General features: G+C 54.2%; 13 protein-coding genes. 12 read left to right on the top strand and 1 reads right to left on the bottom strand.

All coding sequences use genetic code 11. The features are described 5' to 3' along the window. Window positions 1–100: 100 nt before the first annotated feature. The 5 genes from tssI to IFT53_RS16805 all read left to right on the top strand — a co-directional run bounded on the left by tssI (window position 101) and on the right by IFT53_RS16805 (window position 9,177). Window positions 101–2,515, top strand: a complete 2,415-nt coding sequence (tssI, locus tag IFT53_RS16825; protein ID WP_192067671.1) for a type VI secretion system tip protein TssI/VgrG — start codon at window positions 101–103, stop codon at window positions 2,513–2,515. A 7-nt stretch (window positions 2,516–2,522) separates the two neighbouring features. Beyond that, entirely contained in the window at window positions 2,523–3,629 is a 1,107-nt protein-coding gene (locus IFT53_RS16820; protein ID WP_192067669.1) for a DUF2169 family type VI secretion system accessory protein, read from the top strand. Between the two features lie 22 nt (window positions 3,630–3,651). After that, a complete protein-coding gene (locus IFT53_RS24160; protein WP_192067668.1) occupies window positions 3,652–4,065 on the top strand; it encodes a PAAR-like domain-containing protein in 414 nt (137 codons plus the stop codon). 88 nt (window positions 4,066–4,153) lie between these two features. Then, window positions 4,154–8,761, top strand: a complete 4,608-nt coding sequence (locus tag IFT53_RS16810; protein ID WP_192067666.1) for an RHS repeat-associated core domain-containing protein — start codon at window positions 4,154–4,156, stop codon at window positions 8,759–8,761. A 5-nt stretch (window positions 8,762–8,766) separates the two neighbouring features. After that, the gene (locus IFT53_RS16805) at window positions 8,767–9,177 is read left to right on the top strand and encodes a hypothetical protein (RefSeq protein ID WP_042619980.1); all 411 of its coding nucleotides are present in this window, start codon (window positions 8,767–8,769) and stop codon (window positions 9,175–9,177) included. Between the two features lie 793 nt (window positions 9,178–9,970). Here IFT53_RS16805 and IFT53_RS16800 read toward each other — a convergent pair. Then, window positions 9,971–10,114: a helix-turn-helix domain-containing protein gene (locus IFT53_RS16800; protein WP_236728024.1), complete on the bottom strand. Its 144-nt coding sequence runs from the start codon at window positions 10,112–10,114 to the stop codon at window positions 9,971–9,973. 499 nt (window positions 10,115–10,613) lie between these two features. On the opposite strand from IFT53_RS16800, the gene repA reads away from it, so the two are divergent. From repA to IFT53_RS16765, 7 genes are all read left to right on the top strand, one after another. Further along, window positions 10,614–11,828, top strand: a complete 1,215-nt coding sequence (gene repA, locus IFT53_RS16795; protein ID WP_192067747.1) for a plasmid partitioning protein RepA — start codon at window positions 10,614–10,616, stop codon at window positions 11,826–11,828. Window positions 11,829–11,873: 45 nt separating this feature from the next. Further along, window positions 11,874–12,917 carry a plasmid partitioning protein RepB gene (gene repB, locus IFT53_RS16790; RefSeq protein ID WP_192067662.1) on the top strand — a complete coding sequence of 348 codons (1,044 nt, stop codon included), beginning with the start codon at window positions 11,874–11,876 and terminating at the stop codon, window positions 12,915–12,917. A gap of 152 nt (window positions 12,918–13,069) precedes the next feature. Further along, window positions 13,070–14,284, top strand: coding sequence for a plasmid replication protein RepC (repC, locus tag IFT53_RS16785; RefSeq protein ID WP_192067661.1), 1,215 nt, complete (start codon window positions 13,070–13,072; stop codon window positions 14,282–14,284). A gap of 80 nt (window positions 14,285–14,364) precedes the next feature. Next, the gene (locus IFT53_RS16780; RefSeq protein ID WP_197980282.1) at window positions 14,365–14,682 is read left to right on the top strand and encodes an addiction module toxin RelE; all 318 of its coding nucleotides are present in this window, start codon (window positions 14,365–14,367) and stop codon (window positions 14,680–14,682) included. Continuing rightward, window positions 14,679–14,984 (top strand): helix-turn-helix domain-containing protein, encoded by a 306-nt coding sequence (locus IFT53_RS16775; RefSeq protein WP_192067659.1) that lies wholly within the window; start codon window positions 14,679–14,681, stop codon window positions 14,982–14,984. Before IFT53_RS16780 ends, IFT53_RS16775 begins: the two co-directional genes overlap by 4 nt. Window positions 14,985–15,209: 225 nt before the next feature. After that, the gene (locus IFT53_RS16770) at window positions 15,210–16,157 is read left to right on the top strand and encodes a YiiG family protein (protein WP_192067657.1); all 948 of its coding nucleotides are present in this window, start codon (window positions 15,210–15,212) and stop codon (window positions 16,155–16,157) included. A 223-nt stretch (window positions 16,158–16,380) separates the two neighbouring features. Continuing rightward, the gene (locus tag IFT53_RS16765; protein ID WP_192067655.1) at window positions 16,381–16,593 is read left to right on the top strand and encodes a hypothetical protein; all 213 of its coding nucleotides are present in this window, start codon (window positions 16,381–16,383) and stop codon (window positions 16,591–16,593) included. Window positions 16,594–17,090: the final 497 nt, after the last annotated feature.

The raw sequence follows: 17,090 nt of genomic DNA, 5'->3' as shown, positions 1-17,090 counted from the left end.
ACGGCCGCAACTCCATCCTTTTGCCACAATGATTGATTGCATTCCGTTCAGATTTTGACAGCTGATTGATATTTATCCAATCCGATCACCGGGGTTCCCCATGACCGACCAGCCTTCGTCGTCCGAGTTCATCCAGGCCAGCCGTGTTTTGAAGGTCAAGTCGCCGCTTGGCGAGGACCAGCTGCTGCCCGAGCGGATGGTGATCAACGAAGGCGTATCACAACTGTTCGAGATACAGCTCAATGTCCGCGCCAAGAAGGAAGCGGTCAAGCCGGAAGAGCTGATCGGTCGATTGGTCGATGTGTCAATCGAGGTTCAACAGGGCCATGGTGAAGAGGGCAGCGGCATCCGCCGCCCTTTCAATGGTCTGGTGACGGATCTTCATGAGGGGCCACCCATCACCCGTGGCCTGCGCTCCTACGCCATGACCATCCGCCCGCAGATGTGGCTGCTATCCCGCCGTTCCGACTGCCGCATCTGGATGGACAAGACGTCGGTCGATATCGTCGAGGCGCTGTTTTCCGAGCACGGCATTCCAGCGCCTGATACGTCGGGTGTCATTTCACCACCGCCTGCGCAGGGCTATAGCGTTCAATATAACGAAACCGATTTATCCTATCTTCTCAGACGCTTAGAGGAAGATGGTCTATTTTACTGGTTCAGCCATGAGGATGGCTCTCACAAGCTGCATGTGGCCGATACTGCCAATGGATGGCTTGGACCGTCGCCTTCAGCACAGGGTGAAGGCAGAGTGAGATTGGCACAGGGCTCGTCCGATCGCAACCACATCAATGACTGGGCTCGCCGATTTTCCTATGTGTCGGGCCAGCGCGCGGGTGCCGACTGGAATTTCGAGACACCGGGCATGGTGCCTGGCAATATGACGCCATCACTGGTCCAGATGCCGGATGCGACCAAGCGTGAGCTTTACGAATACCCCGCCCGCATCAAGACGGTGGAAGAGGCAGAACGGGCCCAGAAACTGCGGGCGCAATCCACCGAAGCCGACCACGACCGCGTCTTCGGCGGATCGACCTCCCGCATTTTGGAAGCTGGTCGTCGCTTTACCCCATACGAGGTCGCACATCCCGAGCATGAATATGAAGAGCATGTGATCATCAAGGCCAGCCACACCATTGTGGACCGCTCCTACGAGACCAACAGCAACGAGCCGGAATACCGCAATACCTTCGAGGCCATTCCCGCCCGCGTTCCGCTCACCCCACATCGCACCACGAAGCGTCCGAAGATTGAAGGCACTCAGGTGGCCATCGTCGCGGGTCCCGAGGGTGAAGAAATCCACCCGGATCAATACGGCCGCATCAAGCTATGGTTTCCATGGGATCGCAAGGCGAAGAAGGACGGAACCGATACCTGCTGGGTAAGGGTCAGTCAGGCATGGGGTGGTGGCACGTGGGGTGCGCAGGTCATTCCACGCATCGGCATGGAGGTGATGGTTGCGTTCGTGGACGGTGATCCGGACAAGCCGCTCGTCGTTGGCGTGGTACCAAACCCTGCTAACTCTGTGCCCTACGATCTGCCCGCTAACAAGACGCGCATGGCAATCCGTTCCAATACACACAAGGGTCAGGGCCATAATGAACTCACTTTCGAGGATGAGAAGGGGCAGGAGAATCTCTTCATGCATGCTCAAAGGGATCAGACCGTCAAAGTCCTGAACAACCAGACCAGCCGGGTTGATGCCAATGCCGTCCACTCGGTTGGTACCAATCAATCCTTGGAAGTGGGCTCCAATATGAGCCAACAGGTGGGCGGTGGCTTGAACATGGTTGTCGGCGGTGTTGGCAGTGCGGTCAGCGGTATCGCAGGTGGATTGCTCGCAGGTCTCGCTGGAAAAAGCGCAGGACTTTTGCAGCAGGCTATGTCGCTGGTATCATCCGTCATGGCGGACAGCCCCTCCTCGGCCAACAAGAACTCGGAAGCTGCAACTGCCGCGCTCGGCCAAGCTGGAAGCGCAAGCGGCAGTGACGCTGGCGCTCAAGACATTCTATCGTCGGCCGCAGGTTACGCTGGACTGATGGCAACGGGTGGTCTCGGCGCGATGGCGTCGTCTGTGGATACCATACGCGGTGGTATTAACGCCGCCTCGAGCGGTGAGCTGCGCTCTGATGCAGGCGATGCGATGCGATCATCCGGCAGTAAAATGGGTGAACAAGTCGCGTCCCTTCTGGGCAAAGGCATCTTCAACACGCTTGTCAGCCGTATGCAGAACACTAGCGTAGGTATTGCCCAGACTGAACAGGTTGGCGTGGCGAAAGTCGTCACTGTGGGCCAAGTTTATAACCAGACCGTTGGGCATACCAAAAATATTATGATCGGTAAGGAGCTGTTTATTGGCGTGGGCGGCGGCAAGGACGCAGATGGCAATGACATCCCGCCGAAATCAATCCTGATCATGAAAGACGACGGCACGATCCTGTTGAAGGGCGTCAAGGTCTATATTGAGGGTGAAAGTCACGTGCAGGTTACCTCTGCCATGATCGACCACAATTGAGGTCGAGATGCCAGAACTCAAGAATCTGACCCCGTTTCCGAATTTCCGTTATTACAGCCGCGACAACGAAAATCGCGAATTCGGTATCGTGATCGTAAAGGCCACGTACGAGATTGCCGATGACGGGACATTGGTTGCTGCCGAGGAGCAGGCACCCATGATCTTTACCGATAAATGCCATGGCAAGGTTAACGTATCTTCGCTTTGGCATCCATCGGACCTTGTCCCGTACAAGCCAACGACAGACATCATCGTAAACGCTGTCGCCCGGGCACCGGGAGGGCAGCCGTCGAGAAGTTGGGAGTGCGGCGTCTCTATTGCGCGGAATACCAATATCCTTCTCGAAAAAAGGCTGCGCGTTACGGGCCCCCGTTGGTGGAAACCGGTATGGAAACGACAGTTGCGTGATGAAGAAATCACAAACTGGCGAGACCACCGGCGGCTTTTTGCGCGGTGGGAGCTCTCTGAACCAGATCCTATCAGCGAGTTGCCCCTGCGGTATGAATACGGATTTGGTGGAGAGGTCGAAACGGGCCTTGATGACGAAGGCAACACAACGTTCGATACAAACCACTACAATCCGATCGGGATTGGAAAAATCGATCAAGAAACAAGCAATCATACAGCTGCTATTCCAGCGCCTCAGATTGAGAGCGTCGATGATCCAGTGACCGTCCCCTATGAGAGTTATGCACCAGTCAACCTGGGTCCGATACCCCCCGCATGGCTCCCCAGGCGCCCGCTGGGAGGGACTTTCGATAAACACTGGCTGGAGAATGTGTGGCCTGCCTGGCCTCAAGACTATTCGTTTGCCTATCACAATTCGGCAGCCCCTGGCATGACGGTAACACCATTTCTGGTGGGAGGCGAACATATCAAACTTGAGGGTATGAGCCGTTCTGGTAGCTCCTCGCTGCGACTGCCAACACAGCAAATGCTTGCAACATTTTCTGACGGCGAAGGACAAGGCGGAACAATCGAACTCAATCTCGATACGGTCTTTATCGATGTGTCCTCCAAGCGCGATAAAGATTGGCGCGTCTACCTGACTTGGCGAACGACATTTCCACCTGATCAATTCGAAACGATTACCTTCGAGACGAACGTTTCGTGAGACGGGCTAAAGGAGAACAAACATGCCTGTAGCAAAAGTTTCCGCACGGAAGTGCCCTTCCAATGTGATCGTTTCGACCGCACCAGATGTTTGTTGGACCCCGGTGGGCTCGTCAGTTGAAGCCGTGGGTTATAGTTCGATTGCATACCTAGACACGACAGTCCGCTATTCGACCACAGTGCGAAACAACGGAAAATTTGACTTTCAGCTGAACTCCAGAACTGGAAGCTCCGAAGGTCACGAAGCAGGAACAAAAAAAGGCGTCAAAGTCCCCGGCTATCTCGGTCCCGCGCATGTTAAAGTCGCCGCGCCATTTGTCTTCTCTGAAGGTTGGGCCACGTGTAGCCATCGCGATCCAGCCTGGATTAACCGGCCGGATCCTGGCCCAGTTGAGCCAGTCAAAGCGATTGACCCCATAGTCGTCAGAGGCGAGTGATGAATTTTTTCAGACCAAGAAAGAGTGAGAATTCACGAGGCAGAATCCATTACCAAGCCACGGTGAATTCTATGTTGGTGGGACATAAATGAGCGACAAGCCGGTACCCGAAACCCACGATTTCCTCGAATATGTCCGTGTTACGGATATGTTTCCAACTGTAAACGTGCCCAAGACAGGAAGAGTTTCGACACCGGAAAGGACAACGCAGCACACGAATGAAAGTCAGGAGGAAGACAACGGAGACGCTATCCTCCTCACTGGTACCTCAGTGAACGAAGATGAGGCGCACCGCAAAAAGCGCGGCGAAATCCTTGGACGCCTGAACGAAATAAAGCAGAAGCTGGAAAGCGAAACCGACGCCGAATATAGTGAGCGTATGCAGGGTATTGCCAATGCGTTGGCCGGACCTGACGCTATCCCCTCCCCTGTGGATGCCATGTCCCGACAGCAGCACCTCGACATGATCAATCGAGATATTGCGAAATATCAAAACGGGCATCCCGTCTACACCTTCAAGGACAATTTGATCGGGGCCGCTAAAGCGCCGGTCCGGCTAGTGGAGGGTGCATGGGCGCTTGTCAAAGGTGCTGGAAATACGATTGTTGATCTCGGTAAGGGCGCTGCTGCAGGACAGTTGATGCAGACCGGTGATCCCGAATTGATGGCAGAAGGCCAGCGCCTTGCAAAGGAGGCAGGCGATAGCCTGGCGGAACGTGGCAAGGGCGCGGCGAACGCCATTATTTTTGCCCTGCCAAACATTGCCAAGCAGGCAGCAGATGGGTACTGGGGAGAAACAGTGGGAGACGGAGCGCTTGGCGGCGCGATTTCCAAAGGAGCGGCTTTGGCAGGCGGTGCCATGAAGGGCGCCAGACCAGCTGCGGCCGCAGCTGACGATAGTGCCGCAGCGGCGACCGTAGTCGGTGAACCTGTTTCGGTAGCAAACGGCGAATATCTCGAAACGTGGCGCGACTTTCTGATTCCGGGTACCTTGTCATTCGATGGCAGCCGTTACATGGGTCTGAAGCTTGCGCTCCCTGAGCGATATGTAAGTCCGCTTGGCCAATGCCAGATCTCCATGTTCGATGAGGTATTTTCAAATCCCGAACGCGGCAAGCTTCTTTTTCATGATGCAAACGGCAAAGCTATTCCGTTTGATCGGCCGTTTAACTTCCTGCCATCGCACAACGCCGGATATCCAAATCTTGACCTTCGGGCACCATGGCTAAAACAGCTCAAACTCAAAGACCGTGGTATCACCAAGCATTTCCGTCAATATGACGACGATGTCTACCGCCTTGAGCGGATCGACGATTTGAATGGGAACAGCCTGGTTTTCCAAAGGTCTGAACATGGCTGGCTTGAGGCGATAACTGGACCGGATGGACTTACCCTCCGTTTAGAAAACGATGACCACGGTCGCCGCACCAGAATAGTTTTGATCGGGCTTGAAGGCACGGAATTAGAGCTCGCCCATTATGCCTACGATCCCACAGGCAGGATGACGGTGGCGCAGTGCGCCTTTGGCATGTCTGTCCAATATGTCTGGCAAGCCGATGCGGACTTGCTGGTATCCTGGAATAACCTGGCAAGGCAGTCCGAAACCCATTTCACCTATGACGCACAAGACCGCGTCACCCATACACGCACGAACGGTATATGGAACGGCGACCGCTTCGAGTATGCGGAGGGTGAAACACGCTATGCGCCTGGTGGAAATGGGCAATCTGCCCAGACATTCCGGTACGACGAACACGGGAACATCACCGAAACAATCGACCCTCTTGGAGGGGTGATCGCTCGCTCTTATAATCGTTACGGCTTCCGCACCACTACGACCGATCAGAACGGCAATGCCAACCGCACGTCTTACGATGTCAACGGCGATGTCAAAGAGGTCGTCGATGCTGAGGGACGCTCTACCATCTACGGCTGGGGTGACAATGGCGAGTTGATGATCGTCATCGACGGAGCTGGAAACCGCAAAACCTTCGAGCACGATGACAAAGCGAATGTCATCGCGGAAAAGGATGCCGAAGGAAACGTGACCCGGCTCGTTCGCGACGACATTGGTCACGTTGTCGAAACGCATTTCGCGACGGGTGCCATTGAGCGCCGGACATGGGACAAATATAACCGCGTTGAAAGCATCACCGATGCCAAGGGCAACACGACCCGCTTCGAGTATGACGAATTCAACCGTCTGGCGGTAACCATCGGCCCGAACGGCGGACGGACGCGCAGATACTACTCGGCGGGCGCCGGTGGCTTCGACACGGTGAGCCGAATTACCCGTGCTGACGGCGTGGCAGTCAACCGAAGCTTCGATGGGGCTGGTCAACTCGCCACTGTCACAGATGGTGAGGGCCGTGTGTGGCGCTATCGCTATGGGGCGTTCGGAGTCCTCGAAGCGATCGTGGACCCTAAGGGAGGTGAACTGAGCCTTGCCACTGATATCGAAGGAAGGCTGATTTCCGTTACCAACGCGGCGGGACGCATTTACAGTTTTGACCGGGATGTTGCCGGGCGTGTTGTCACTGAAGAAGACTTTGATGGGCGCCTTTGGCGATACCAGCGGGACCCTGCCGGCCGGATCACGGAAACCACGAAGCCGGATGGTGCCAGGCTTGCCTATTCCTATGACAAAACCGGACTCGTCAGACGGATAGAATCCATCACGGCAAAGGGCGAGCCGGACGACGTAACACGCTTCTGGTATGACGGTCGCGGATTGCTGATCCGGGCTGAAAACAATGCAGCGCTCGTCGAGTTCGCGCGCGATCGTAATGGCCGTATCATCAGCGAAGCATTGAACGGCAAACGCATCCGTTCTAAACATGATGGAATAGGACAAAGAATTTACCGCGAAATTCTCGGTCTTGGCGGGTCGATAACCGGCTACGTTCGAGATCCACTCGGGGCGGTCGAAAAACTCGTTGCCGACGACACTGAAATCAGTTTCGAGCGGGACATATTCGGGCAGGAAAAAGCCCGGCGCATGGGCGGCTTCAACCTTCTGCAGCGTTTTGACCCGGCGGGGCAGCTTGTTGCGCAGGTGGCAGGCCCCGCCATGTCAGACGGCCTCGATGTCTCGCGCCTGGGCTGGCGGTTCGATCGCGGTGCCGGACCAAAGCCTGCTGGCGCCATACCCGACCACATTCAACGCACCTATGAATACGACCGTGCATTTGCACCCGTCAGCATTGATGATGGCCTCTGGGGCAAGCGTCAGTTCACCTATGACGACAACGGCCAGGTGACGGACGCTGAAGCGGCATCCGGCACGGAGCGCTTTGCCTATGACAGCGCGCGCAATCTCGCAGGCGCGTCGTCTTCGGTTCTGACATCGGATGATGCAACACCTTACGGTCCTGCGTTCGACCAGACCTTCGGCTCCGTCATTCCCGCAGCATCTCCTAGCTTCTGGCAACGCTCTGCTGGTGGTGTCGTGCAGATGGCACGTGGGCCGAAGGGTGAACGCATCCAACTTACCCATGACGATTGCGGTCGGCTCATCGAGCGCCGGGTTGAGCGGGACGGCTTTCGGCCACAACGGTGGCGTTATGGCTGGGACGTGCATGACCGTCTCGTCAGCGTCAGTACGCTTGAGGGAGAAGAGTGGTACTTCCGCTACGATCCGTTCGGCAGGCGCATCTCAAAGGTCCGTCGATTTACCGGTGAAGAAAAAGATCGCGTCCTCAGGCTGTGGCCGGACCTGGTCAGCGACAGTGGGCGCCCTGTCGAAAAACGCCCTATTGATGCAGAAACGAATGAAGACCGTGACCTACCCGATGTCGGAATCGCTTACCTTTGGGATGGCGACCACATGGTTGCTGAGGCCCCGCTGCGGCTAGACGGGCAAGTCGCCTGGGACCAGTCCACACACTGGTATTTCGAAGAGGGCACCCACCGTTTGCTTGCCAAACGTCAAGTAGATGGCGAAATGCTGGCCGTCGTCTCCGATCACCTCGGCACGCCGAAGGAAATGTTTGACGCGAAGGGTTCGCTGGTCTGGGCAGTCGACTATCACGTGTGGGGAGAGGTTCGTGTCGCACGGACGTTTGGCGTATTGGCCGAAGCGCCAAAGCACGATCGTCAGCCAGATGGGCAGCAGTGCCCTTGGCGTTTCCCCGGCCAGTACGAGGATGCCGAAACCGGACTTTATTATAATCGGTACCGTCACTATGACCCCCTAATAGGGCAGTATGTCTCTCTGGATCCAATCGGCTTGGCAGGAGGAAGTCGACCTCATTCTTATGTTCCAAACCCGATAGGTTGGATTGATCCTTTGGGTCTTACTGCTTGGGCAAAGGGCCAACGCTTCAGAGGAGATACCCGCCCACCAGCTGAGATTTTTGCTGACGGTTTCAAAGCCAAAGGTTCAAATATGGACTTGAGGCAACACGTTTTGGGTAACAATGAATCTGGCTATATTCCGACATCCATTGACGAAGCTATATCAGTAAAGCCGGAATTTTCAGGACAAGGAAACCACGTATATGAAATTGATTCTCGAGTGGGTGGGAAGCTGATCGACTACGACGAGCTCGGGCCTAGCTTTGCAGATTTCTATTCACATGAACTAGAGGTTCCGGTACCAAATGCAATTCTACCTCGCGATATTATTGGTGCCCGCCCTGTACTGCCAGGCGGTAGACTTGGACCATTCATTCCTAACCCAAATTATGTGAAGTAAAGTCGATGGAAAAAACAGTCTTAGTGAATTATATATTTGGTGAATCACTGGGAGAATGTGAGTTTACTTACGACGTGCAAAATCTTACGTTAAGCGCTCGAATAGCCGGAGAGATATTTCTGGAAGAGGCTAAGACGGGGAACTTGTTTTGGAGCGCTTTTAATAGAATAAGAAGCCGCGTCGACGGTGAATACAAATTCTTATGTAATGGTGCTCGCATTCGAGCATACATGTCGCCTCTCGTCAGAGATGCTAACGCCGGGCTTCTGCTATATGCTTGTGATCATCTAGATAAGCCTGACAAAACAAAACTATACTTTTTGTTTGATGCTGCCCCTGAGGCCGACGTGGGATCACTCACAGAACACCAAATCTGGTGGAAAAAAATCTTCCCGGAAACAACGTCAATCACTTGATCTTATTATTTGGGCATTTGCGTGAGGTGCCGAATTTCGTGAAGTCAAATGTTGGAGGTCAGGCCGAATATCGACGTAAACATGATTTTGTTGGGTTTCAGCTACATATAACCTGTTATTCCATTTCGTGTTAGCCCGCAGATCCGGTGTATGAATCGCCTGGCAACAGTTTTATCAGGCGCAAGTGGATCACGACCAAACGGAAAAATGGATCAAACTCATATGAAAACGAACACTCTGGGGTAAACGTCAGTTACTACAACGGCCTGTTGACGACACTGAAGCCACCTCCGGTATGTTGTTACAGCGCATAGTCTCGCAGTTGCGTCATCCTCGGTCACCACTTCTCGGGTAGAAGGTACAGGTGGATAAAACTTTAAAATTCTTAGAGCACGCGGTCACTCTTCTTGACGAGGAGATTCAATTAACACCCCCGGCTCCTCCCTCGCCACAACTAGTGAATATTAGGGAGGAAATGCAGGCGATCGTTGAGGTGCTGCGAAGTGGGACGTTGCCTCAGAAAGCGAACCGTGTATCGGGCATCCGGCGCATGATCGTCGATGAATGGCCGACGGACTCTCAGCTTGGAAACCAGTTACTTGACGCCCTCTCAGGTTATCATGCCCTCTGAGTGTGCCCGCTACTTTCATATTTGGGCGTAAAGCCTGTTTACCTCAGCTTGGGGCAAGTCTTGGAGTGAGTTGCGGGGTCAGGTTGGGATTTTGGCTACTAGACCCAGTCGGCCCGAAGCTGCGATTTTGGCCAACGCAAAGAACAGGTAGAGAACTCTTGATCACATAGTGTCTGACGGTGAAGCTTGGCCTTCCAAGGCGCGGTAGACAGTCATCTTGGAAATGTTCAGGTTACGAGAAACGGCGGCTTTGGTCGCGCCAGCATTGATCCGCCTGCGGATGTCGACGTCAGTTCGACGTCGCATTTCGAGACGGATGGAGTGCATTTACCTTATAAAACACTTTTGCAACTGGTCATTTTCTCCCGTTTTCCTTAACTGTATAAAGCAGCCGAAAAGCGCGCGAGAAAATCATGGCCAATCTATCGGCGGCCCCAAAACGCCCTAGTCGAAGACACGCTGAGTTCTACTCTTTGGCCTTCCCAACACGCGGTGGATCTGAATCTCTTTCGCAGACGGTAGGCTCACGATGCGATCAGGGGATTTCGTTACGTCTCTGGCGGCTGGCGCGGCAGACGAAGGATGCAGCCCAGGTCCTACGACTATTGGGACCCGCCTTTATGCGATGTTTTCCAATACGCTTTGTAAATGACCCCAAAAGTTTACTGCGGTAAACTCGCTATGCGCCATAGTTTTCCAGTTAACTTCTTGTTAACTTTGTTTTCCTTGCCAGACTCATAGAATCGGGTCTAAATGCGGTTACATGGCTCGTGTGAGCTTGAAAACGCATTTAGGGTTTTTCGCGATGAATATCGCTCATATCGATAAAACGGCAATTTCTGACGTCGATCAACTTATCATTGGTCAGGCGCAAGAGTTGTCGGAAAAATTGAAGCAGCATCGCTTGGAGATGTATCCTCCACGGGCGATGAAGGACCTGCGCGAGTTTCAGCTTGCAGAGGCTGCACGTTTTGTCGGAGTAACAAGTGGCTACCTGAAGAACCTGTCCCTCGAAGGCAAAGGGCCGCAGCCCCAGGTTACCCCTTCCGGTCGCCGGTCTTATACCGCGACGCAGATGGAAGCGATGCGTCATTTTCTAGAGCACAGCGGCAGAGCCGGAACACATTATGTCCCTCACCGTCGTGACGGCGAGAAGCTACAGGTAATCGCGGTCGTCAACTTTAAAGGTGGTAGTGGCAAGACAACAAGTGCTGCACACTTGGCGCAGTATCTGGCGTTGTCCGGTCATCGCGTGCTCGCTGTCGATCTCGATCCGCAGGCCTCCCTCTCCGCAATCCATGGCTTGCAGCCTGAGTTCGATGTGCATGAGAACGAGACCCTTTATGGAGCGATCCGCTATGACGAACAGCAGCGCCCGCTTAGCGAGATCATTCGCAAGACCAATTTCCCCAAACTCGATCTTGTGCCTGGAAATCTTGAACTGATGGAGTTTGAGCACGATACCCCACGTGTTCTAGCCCAAGGCAAAGGCAAGGACTACGGACGGATTTTCTTCGCTCGTCTTGATGAGGCTCTATCGTCCGTAGCAGACGATTACGACGTGGTGATTATCGACTGCCCTCCCCAGCTTGGCTTTCTGACGATGAGCGCGATCTGTGCAGCGACTGCGGTCCTGATTACAGTTCACCCGCAGATGCTGGACGTCATGTCTATGTGCCAATTCCTGCAGATGCTGGGCGACATTCTCAGCACGCTTAAGAATGTGGGCGGTAACATGAATCTGGACTGGCTTCGGTATCTTGTCACTCGATACGATCCGCAAGATGGGCCACAGACGCAGATGGTGGCGTTCATGCGTTCCATGTTTAAAAACCATGTCCTATTGAACCCTATGTTGCGAAGTGTCGCGATCTCAGACGCCGCGATGACGAACCAGACACTTTACGAAGTTGAGCGTGCCGCATTCACCCGTTCAACATATGACCGGGCTATTGAAGCAATGGACGCTGTAAATGCCGAAGTGCTGGATTTGATATACAAAGCATGGGGCCGGAACTGATGTGTATTGAGTTTACCGCAGTAAACTTTCGGCAGGGAGCGCACCATGGCTCGTAAAAACATCTTGTCTGGAATTATGAACGAAGACAAGCATACCAGCCCCGGCGGTATCGAGGAAAAACCTCAAGAGAGCTTCCGCACGACCACGCGGGGAATGGGTGCTCTTGGTGCCGTAACCAGAAGCATTGACGAACTCGCAGCGCGTGCAGATGCCGCACAGGAGATCGAGAGACGTCTGGCCGAGGGTGAGACTGTAATCAAGCTCGATACGGGGTTGATCGATAGCTCGTTCGTCACGGATCGCGTTGCGATGGATGAAGCGGACTTTCAAGAACTTGTCGAGGCTATACGCGCCCGAGGTCAGGACACCCCGATATTGGTTCGTCCGCACCCCACAAGGACAGGACACTATCAGACCGTATTTGGTCACCGCCGCGTTCGAGCCGCCCGCGAGATCGGAATTCCTGTTCGTGCCGTCGTCAAGGCGCTGGAAGACCGTGATCACGTCATTGCCCAAGGACAAGAGAATTCGCAGCGATCCGACCTGTCTTTCATCGAGAAAGCGATGTTTGCACACAATCTGGAAACAGGCGGGTTCGGACGAGACACTATCATGTTGGCGCTTGGAGCTGACAAGACAACAATCTCGAAGATGCTGTCTGCTATCGAGCGATTTCCTGCCGATATTCTCGACACTGTGAAGGCGGCGAGGGCGCCAGGCCGCGACCGTTGGTATTCTCTTGGTGGGGCAGTGTCAGAAGAAGCCATGGCCGACAAGGTACGGTCTGTTCTTCGCGAACCTGATTTTATCGCTTCTGCTCCCGATGCTCGTTTCGAGATGTTGGAGCGGTTGGTCCCGAGAGAAAAGTTTACCTCAGTAAACTCAGCAGACAAATCCCCGGTCCAAACGTGGGAAAGCGAAAGAAGCTTGGTTCGAGCATCTATCAAAGGCGACGGGAAGCGCGTGACTATTGCTCTGAAGTCTCCCAAAAATTCGGACCAGGCCGCCGCGTTCGGCGCCTATCTCGCCAATAATCTCGACAAGCTCTACGAGGCTTTCGAAAACGATCAACAGCAGAGTGGAGACTGAACCGCAAAAGAAAAAGGCCCCCAAACGGTAAACCGTGGAAGCCCTTCTCGATCTCTAGCAAGACAGAGAATCGCATTTCCTCGAATCACAGTCAAGAGTCTTGGCATCGTTTTGGCGAGCAATTTTCCTTTGCCTATTAGAGGGTGAAAGAAATGCAGACAGGAAGTGTGACGACGCCCTTTGGGCGGCGGCCTATGACGCTCGCCTTGGTGAAGCGGCAAGTGGCCACAAATGATATCAAGGCTGGCAAAACCGTTGAGAAATGGAAAGTCTTCCGTGATGCCTCGGAAGCGAGGGAAGAGCTCGGCTTGCAGTCGAACAGCCTGGCTGTGCTCGATGCGCTTCTGAGCTTCTACCCGGAAAACGAATTGCGCCAGGACGCGCAGCTTGTCGTGTTTCCCTCAAACGCACAACTGATCCTTCGAGCCCATGGCATGGCAGGGGCCACACTGCGCCGTCATCTCGCGCTTCTGGTAGACGCTGGTCTCATCGTTCGCAAGGACAGTGCCAACGGCAAGCGCTACGCGAGGAAGAACGGTGCCGGCGAGATCGAGAATGCGTTTGGCTTCGACCTCTCGCCAATCCTTGCCCGGTCTGAAGAGCTCGCTGTGATCGCGCAAAAGGTCGTCGCGGCGCGCTCAGCGTTCCGCAAGGCGAAAGAGAACCTGACTATCTGCCGCCGGGATGTCCGCAAGCTCATCACTGCAGCGATAGAAGAGGGGGCTGACGGCGACTGGATGTCGATCGAGGCCATGTACATCGACCTCGTTTCCCGTATTCCACGCTCCCCGACCATCATTGACGTTGCCAGCATCCTCGATGAACTCGAGCTTCTACGCGAGGAAATCCTTAATCTGTTGGATACGCAGTCAAATTCAGAATTTAATAGCACCAATGATGCTCATATTGAGCAGCACATACAGAATTCAAAACCAGAATTCTTCCATGACTTTGAACCTAGCTCTGAAAAAGAGCAGGGCGAAAAGCCGAGCAAGAGACGCGAACCTCAAACTGAGACGCTGAAGGCCTTTCCTTTGGGAGTTGTGCTGAAGGCATGCCCGCAGATTATCGACTATGGTCCGGCCGGCGCTGTGGGTGGGTGGCGCGATCTCATGTCGGCCGCGGTCGTGGTGAGATCGATGCTGGGCGTCAGCCCGTCGGCCTATCAGGAGGCCTGCGAAACGATGGGGCCCGAAAATGCAGCGGTTGCGATTGCCTGTATCCTGGAGAGGGCAGGGCATATCAATTCCGCTGGTGGCTATCTGCGTGATCTCACCAATCGGGCAGCACGTGGCGAGTTTTCGCTCGGGCCGATGGTGATGGCACTGCTGCGGTTGAACGGGGACGTTGGGAAGCGGTCAGCCTGAATGATCATTGACAGAAACGAGTTCGATCGCCCTAACTACCCCGATGGGTTATAAGCCAAGAGGCAACATTTGCTGAAACATTGCTCTTCGTCAAACAGGCAACGGCTCTGTTCACGGACGACGAGCGCAGGGATCTGATCGGTTTCCTGGCAACCCATCCACAGGCCGGTGATGAAATACCGGGTGCAGGTGGTGTCCGTAAGCTGAGATTTGGGGCCAAGGGTAAAGGCAAACGGGGTGGCGGCCTCGTTATCTATGACTGTTACAGCGACGATGCGCCCCTCTATGCGCTTCTCGTTTACGGAAAGAACGAAAATACTGATTTGAAGCCGGAAGAGGCCAAGGCGGTTGCTGCGTTCGCAAAGGCGATCAAAGCGACGTACAGGAGCAGACCATGAGCGAGACGGCAAAATTCGGCGAGGATTTGATTCAGGCTATGACCGAAGCTCTTGGTCATGCGCAGGGCAGCGACCCTGCGGGCATGCGTGTCACTGCCGTTGATCTGGAAACTGTTGACGCGAAGGCGATCCGCCAAAAGCTGCATCTGACACAAGATGAAATGGCGGCTTTCCTCGGGACAAGCCCATCGGGATACAAAAAATGGGAGCAGGGGGCTCGTCAGCCCTCAGGCGCTGCTCGAACGCTTCTGCGTGTGATGGAGAAGGAGCCCGAGGCAGTGCTGCGAGCGCTGTCCGGTTGACGATGCATCCAGTGCGCTCTTAGTCAGAATAACGGATCGCAGCACACAAAGGCATAACAAGGGATCCCTTATCGCTCTGGATCGTTATCCGATGAATTATTGCGTTCGTTCACGGATCGACACACCTTTAAGCGCCCATGTGGGAAGATACGCCACGTTGGGCAACAGCTATTGACCTGGTGCCTTTGAAAACAAAGATAAGACCATGGTTGCAAGGATATTTTGATGCCGTTTTTCAAGAAGTTCATCGCCGCTACAGCGCTTGCTCTCGTTTTGCAAAATCCGCTCGCAGTCGGGTTTGTGTCTCGTCCGGCATTTTCACAGACTGCTTCGGAAGCGGCGGTATCTGAAGAGGTCACAGCCAAGCTGAACACCTATGTTGAATTCCTGAACCGGACGCTTAGAGCATCAGAGTCGCTTGAGCGGTACGACAGTTGGGTGGATATGAAAAAAGGGCCCACTGGCAAAGAAAGAATCATCTACGGCCTGTACTCGCTTTATGATGTCCGAGATGAAGCTTCTGCCGTGGTTGCCGCTACGCAGGCAGCCCCCAAGATGCCAGAGCTTGATGCTGCAATGGCCGCCTATGTCGAGACGTACCAGCAGCTTGCGCCCGTCATTGAGCGCGCCAACAAATATTACGAGAGACAGGACTACAAGAGCGATAAGATGGAGGCCGGTAAGGGCTTCCATAAAGGCATAGCGTCTCTTGCTCCCGCATTTGAGGAGCGTCGCAAGACGGTAGATGCTGCGCTCCGCACGGAGAAGGTAAAAGCGGATCTGGCATCACTGGCCGCGCTGGAACAAAGTGAGGGCAAGAAGTCTCGCTGGCATGTCCGCAACGTGATGTTTCGAGCAGAAGCGGTGATGGATCTGATGCCGACAAACGATCGTCCAGTCGTGAAGATGACCGACTTCAAGCAAGCACTGGATGATTATTCGGGCGCAGTCCGGGAGTTCGATGATTACGCGCTGGAGCATCCCGATTCGTTCCACGTTTTTGAATCACAGCCGGCGTCGCTCTTATCGAAGCTGCGTGATTTCGACGAAAAGCTGGAGAAGGCAAAAGGCGACGCTCGCAGAGGGGCGGGCGAGGATTTGCAGTGGCTGGTGTCAACCTACAATACGATGGTGAGCACGGCCGAGACAGCGACAACCTTTGCCAAGGACTAGGCCCAGTCGCTTGAACGTGGGATTTTGGTCAACTTGACGAACAAAAGCAGAGTATGGATTTTGATGATCGAAGGTGCCGGTGTTTGCGTCGCAAATATCCATGCGCAATATCGAAATTTTAATCGTGATATTTGCAACAGGCTATGGTCTACGTTCGTGGTGTCAGCCAACCTCTGAAGAACCAGGGCCAGCCAATCCGTGGCTCGAACGATAGGAGAGACCAATGACGCACGGCTTCCGTAAAAGCATATTATTTCCGATTACTCTGATGTTAGCTGGTGTCGCCGCGTTTTTTCTCTTCCTTTTCATGACAGGGCATGATCCTGACGAAAAGCCGCTGACATTGATCCATTGGATTATCGGCGGAGTGCTGATCGGTCCAGGTTTTGGCTACCTCATCCAATGGCGGCGGGACAGGGACCGATCCAAGCTATAAGCAACCCATAGCTTTGGTGGCCCTCGCGAATATCCTGATTTTTGCAGATTTGAAGAAAGTCAGGCTAACACTTCGGGGACCGTGTGGTGCACGAGACGATTCCTGCTTGCAGCGACCGCACAAAATCTAAGGGGTTGGTCAAACTCAGGCCGCAAACGACGCCATATGGCGTCATTGCCGCATGAGAGCGGCATGAATTGAGACCCTGTGCCGAGAAGCGGGGCGCAAACGCGTTGGTACTCCGCCAAGAAAGACTGACATAGACGGATGAGCAGCCAATTAAGCGAGTTTTTCAACGAAATCGGCGCTAAGCAGTCAAAGTCTTGTGGAGCCCTGCCCAAATTGGCTATGCGGTGGAGTTTCAGGTTGCTGTTTGCCCTTAGACGCCGGAGCGTCCTGCGATGGGCCGCAGACGTAGGGGTTGATCATCGCCGATCTCGCCAGCCATCCGCATTCCGAACAGGGCTTTAGAAAATGCCTGAGCATCCTGCGTCTCT

The sequence above is a fragment of the Rhizobium sp. CFBP 13644 genome (assembly GCF_014842165.1).
Lineage (GTDB): Bacteria > Pseudomonadota > Alphaproteobacteria > Rhizobiales > Rhizobiaceae > Agrobacterium > Agrobacterium tumefaciens_C.
The sequence above is the reverse complement of the archived record's forward strand: the minus strand, read 5'-3'. Positions and strand labels throughout refer to the sequence as shown.

What these genes read in the sequence shown, in the direction of transcription:
- IFT53_RS24160 (WP_192067668.1), top strand. Translation starts at nt 3,652, where the DNA reads ATGCCTGTAGCAAAAGTTTCCGCACGGAAGTGCCCTTCCAATGTGATC.
- IFT53_RS16810 (WP_192067666.1), top strand. Translation starts at nt 4,154, where the DNA reads ATGAGCGACAAGCCGGTACCCGAAACCCACGATTTCCTCGAATATGTC.
- IFT53_RS16820 (WP_192067669.1), top strand. Translation starts at nt 2,523, where the DNA reads ATGCCAGAACTCAAGAATCTGACCCCGTTTCCGAATTTCCGTTATTAC.
- repB (WP_192067662.1), top strand. Translation starts at nt 11,874, where the DNA reads ATGGCTCGTAAAAACATCTTGTCTGGAATTATGAACGAAGACAAGCAT.
- IFT53_RS16770 (WP_192067657.1), top strand. Translation starts at nt 15,210, where the DNA reads ATGCCGTTTTTCAAGAAGTTCATCGCCGCTACAGCGCTTGCTCTCGTT.
- repA (WP_192067747.1), top strand. Translation starts at nt 10,614, where the DNA reads ATGAATATCGCTCATATCGATAAAACGGCAATTTCTGACGTCGATCAA.
- tssI (WP_192067671.1), top strand. Translation starts at nt 101, where the DNA reads ATGACCGACCAGCCTTCGTCGTCCGAGTTCATCCAGGCCAGCCGTGTT.
- IFT53_RS16805 (WP_042619980.1), top strand. Translation starts at nt 8,767, where the DNA reads ATGGAAAAAACAGTCTTAGTGAATTATATATTTGGTGAATCACTGGGA.
- IFT53_RS16800 (WP_236728024.1), bottom strand. Translation starts at nt 10,114, where the DNA reads ATGCGACGTCGAACTGACGTCGACATCCGCAGGCGGATCAATGCTGGC.
- repC (WP_192067661.1), top strand. Translation starts at nt 13,070, where the DNA reads ATGCAGACAGGAAGTGTGACGACGCCCTTTGGGCGGCGGCCTATGACG.
- IFT53_RS16775 (WP_192067659.1), top strand. Translation starts at nt 14,679, where the DNA reads ATGAGCGAGACGGCAAAATTCGGCGAGGATTTGATTCAGGCTATGACC.
- IFT53_RS16765 (WP_192067655.1), top strand. Translation starts at nt 16,381, where the DNA reads ATGACGCACGGCTTCCGTAAAAGCATATTATTTCCGATTACTCTGATG.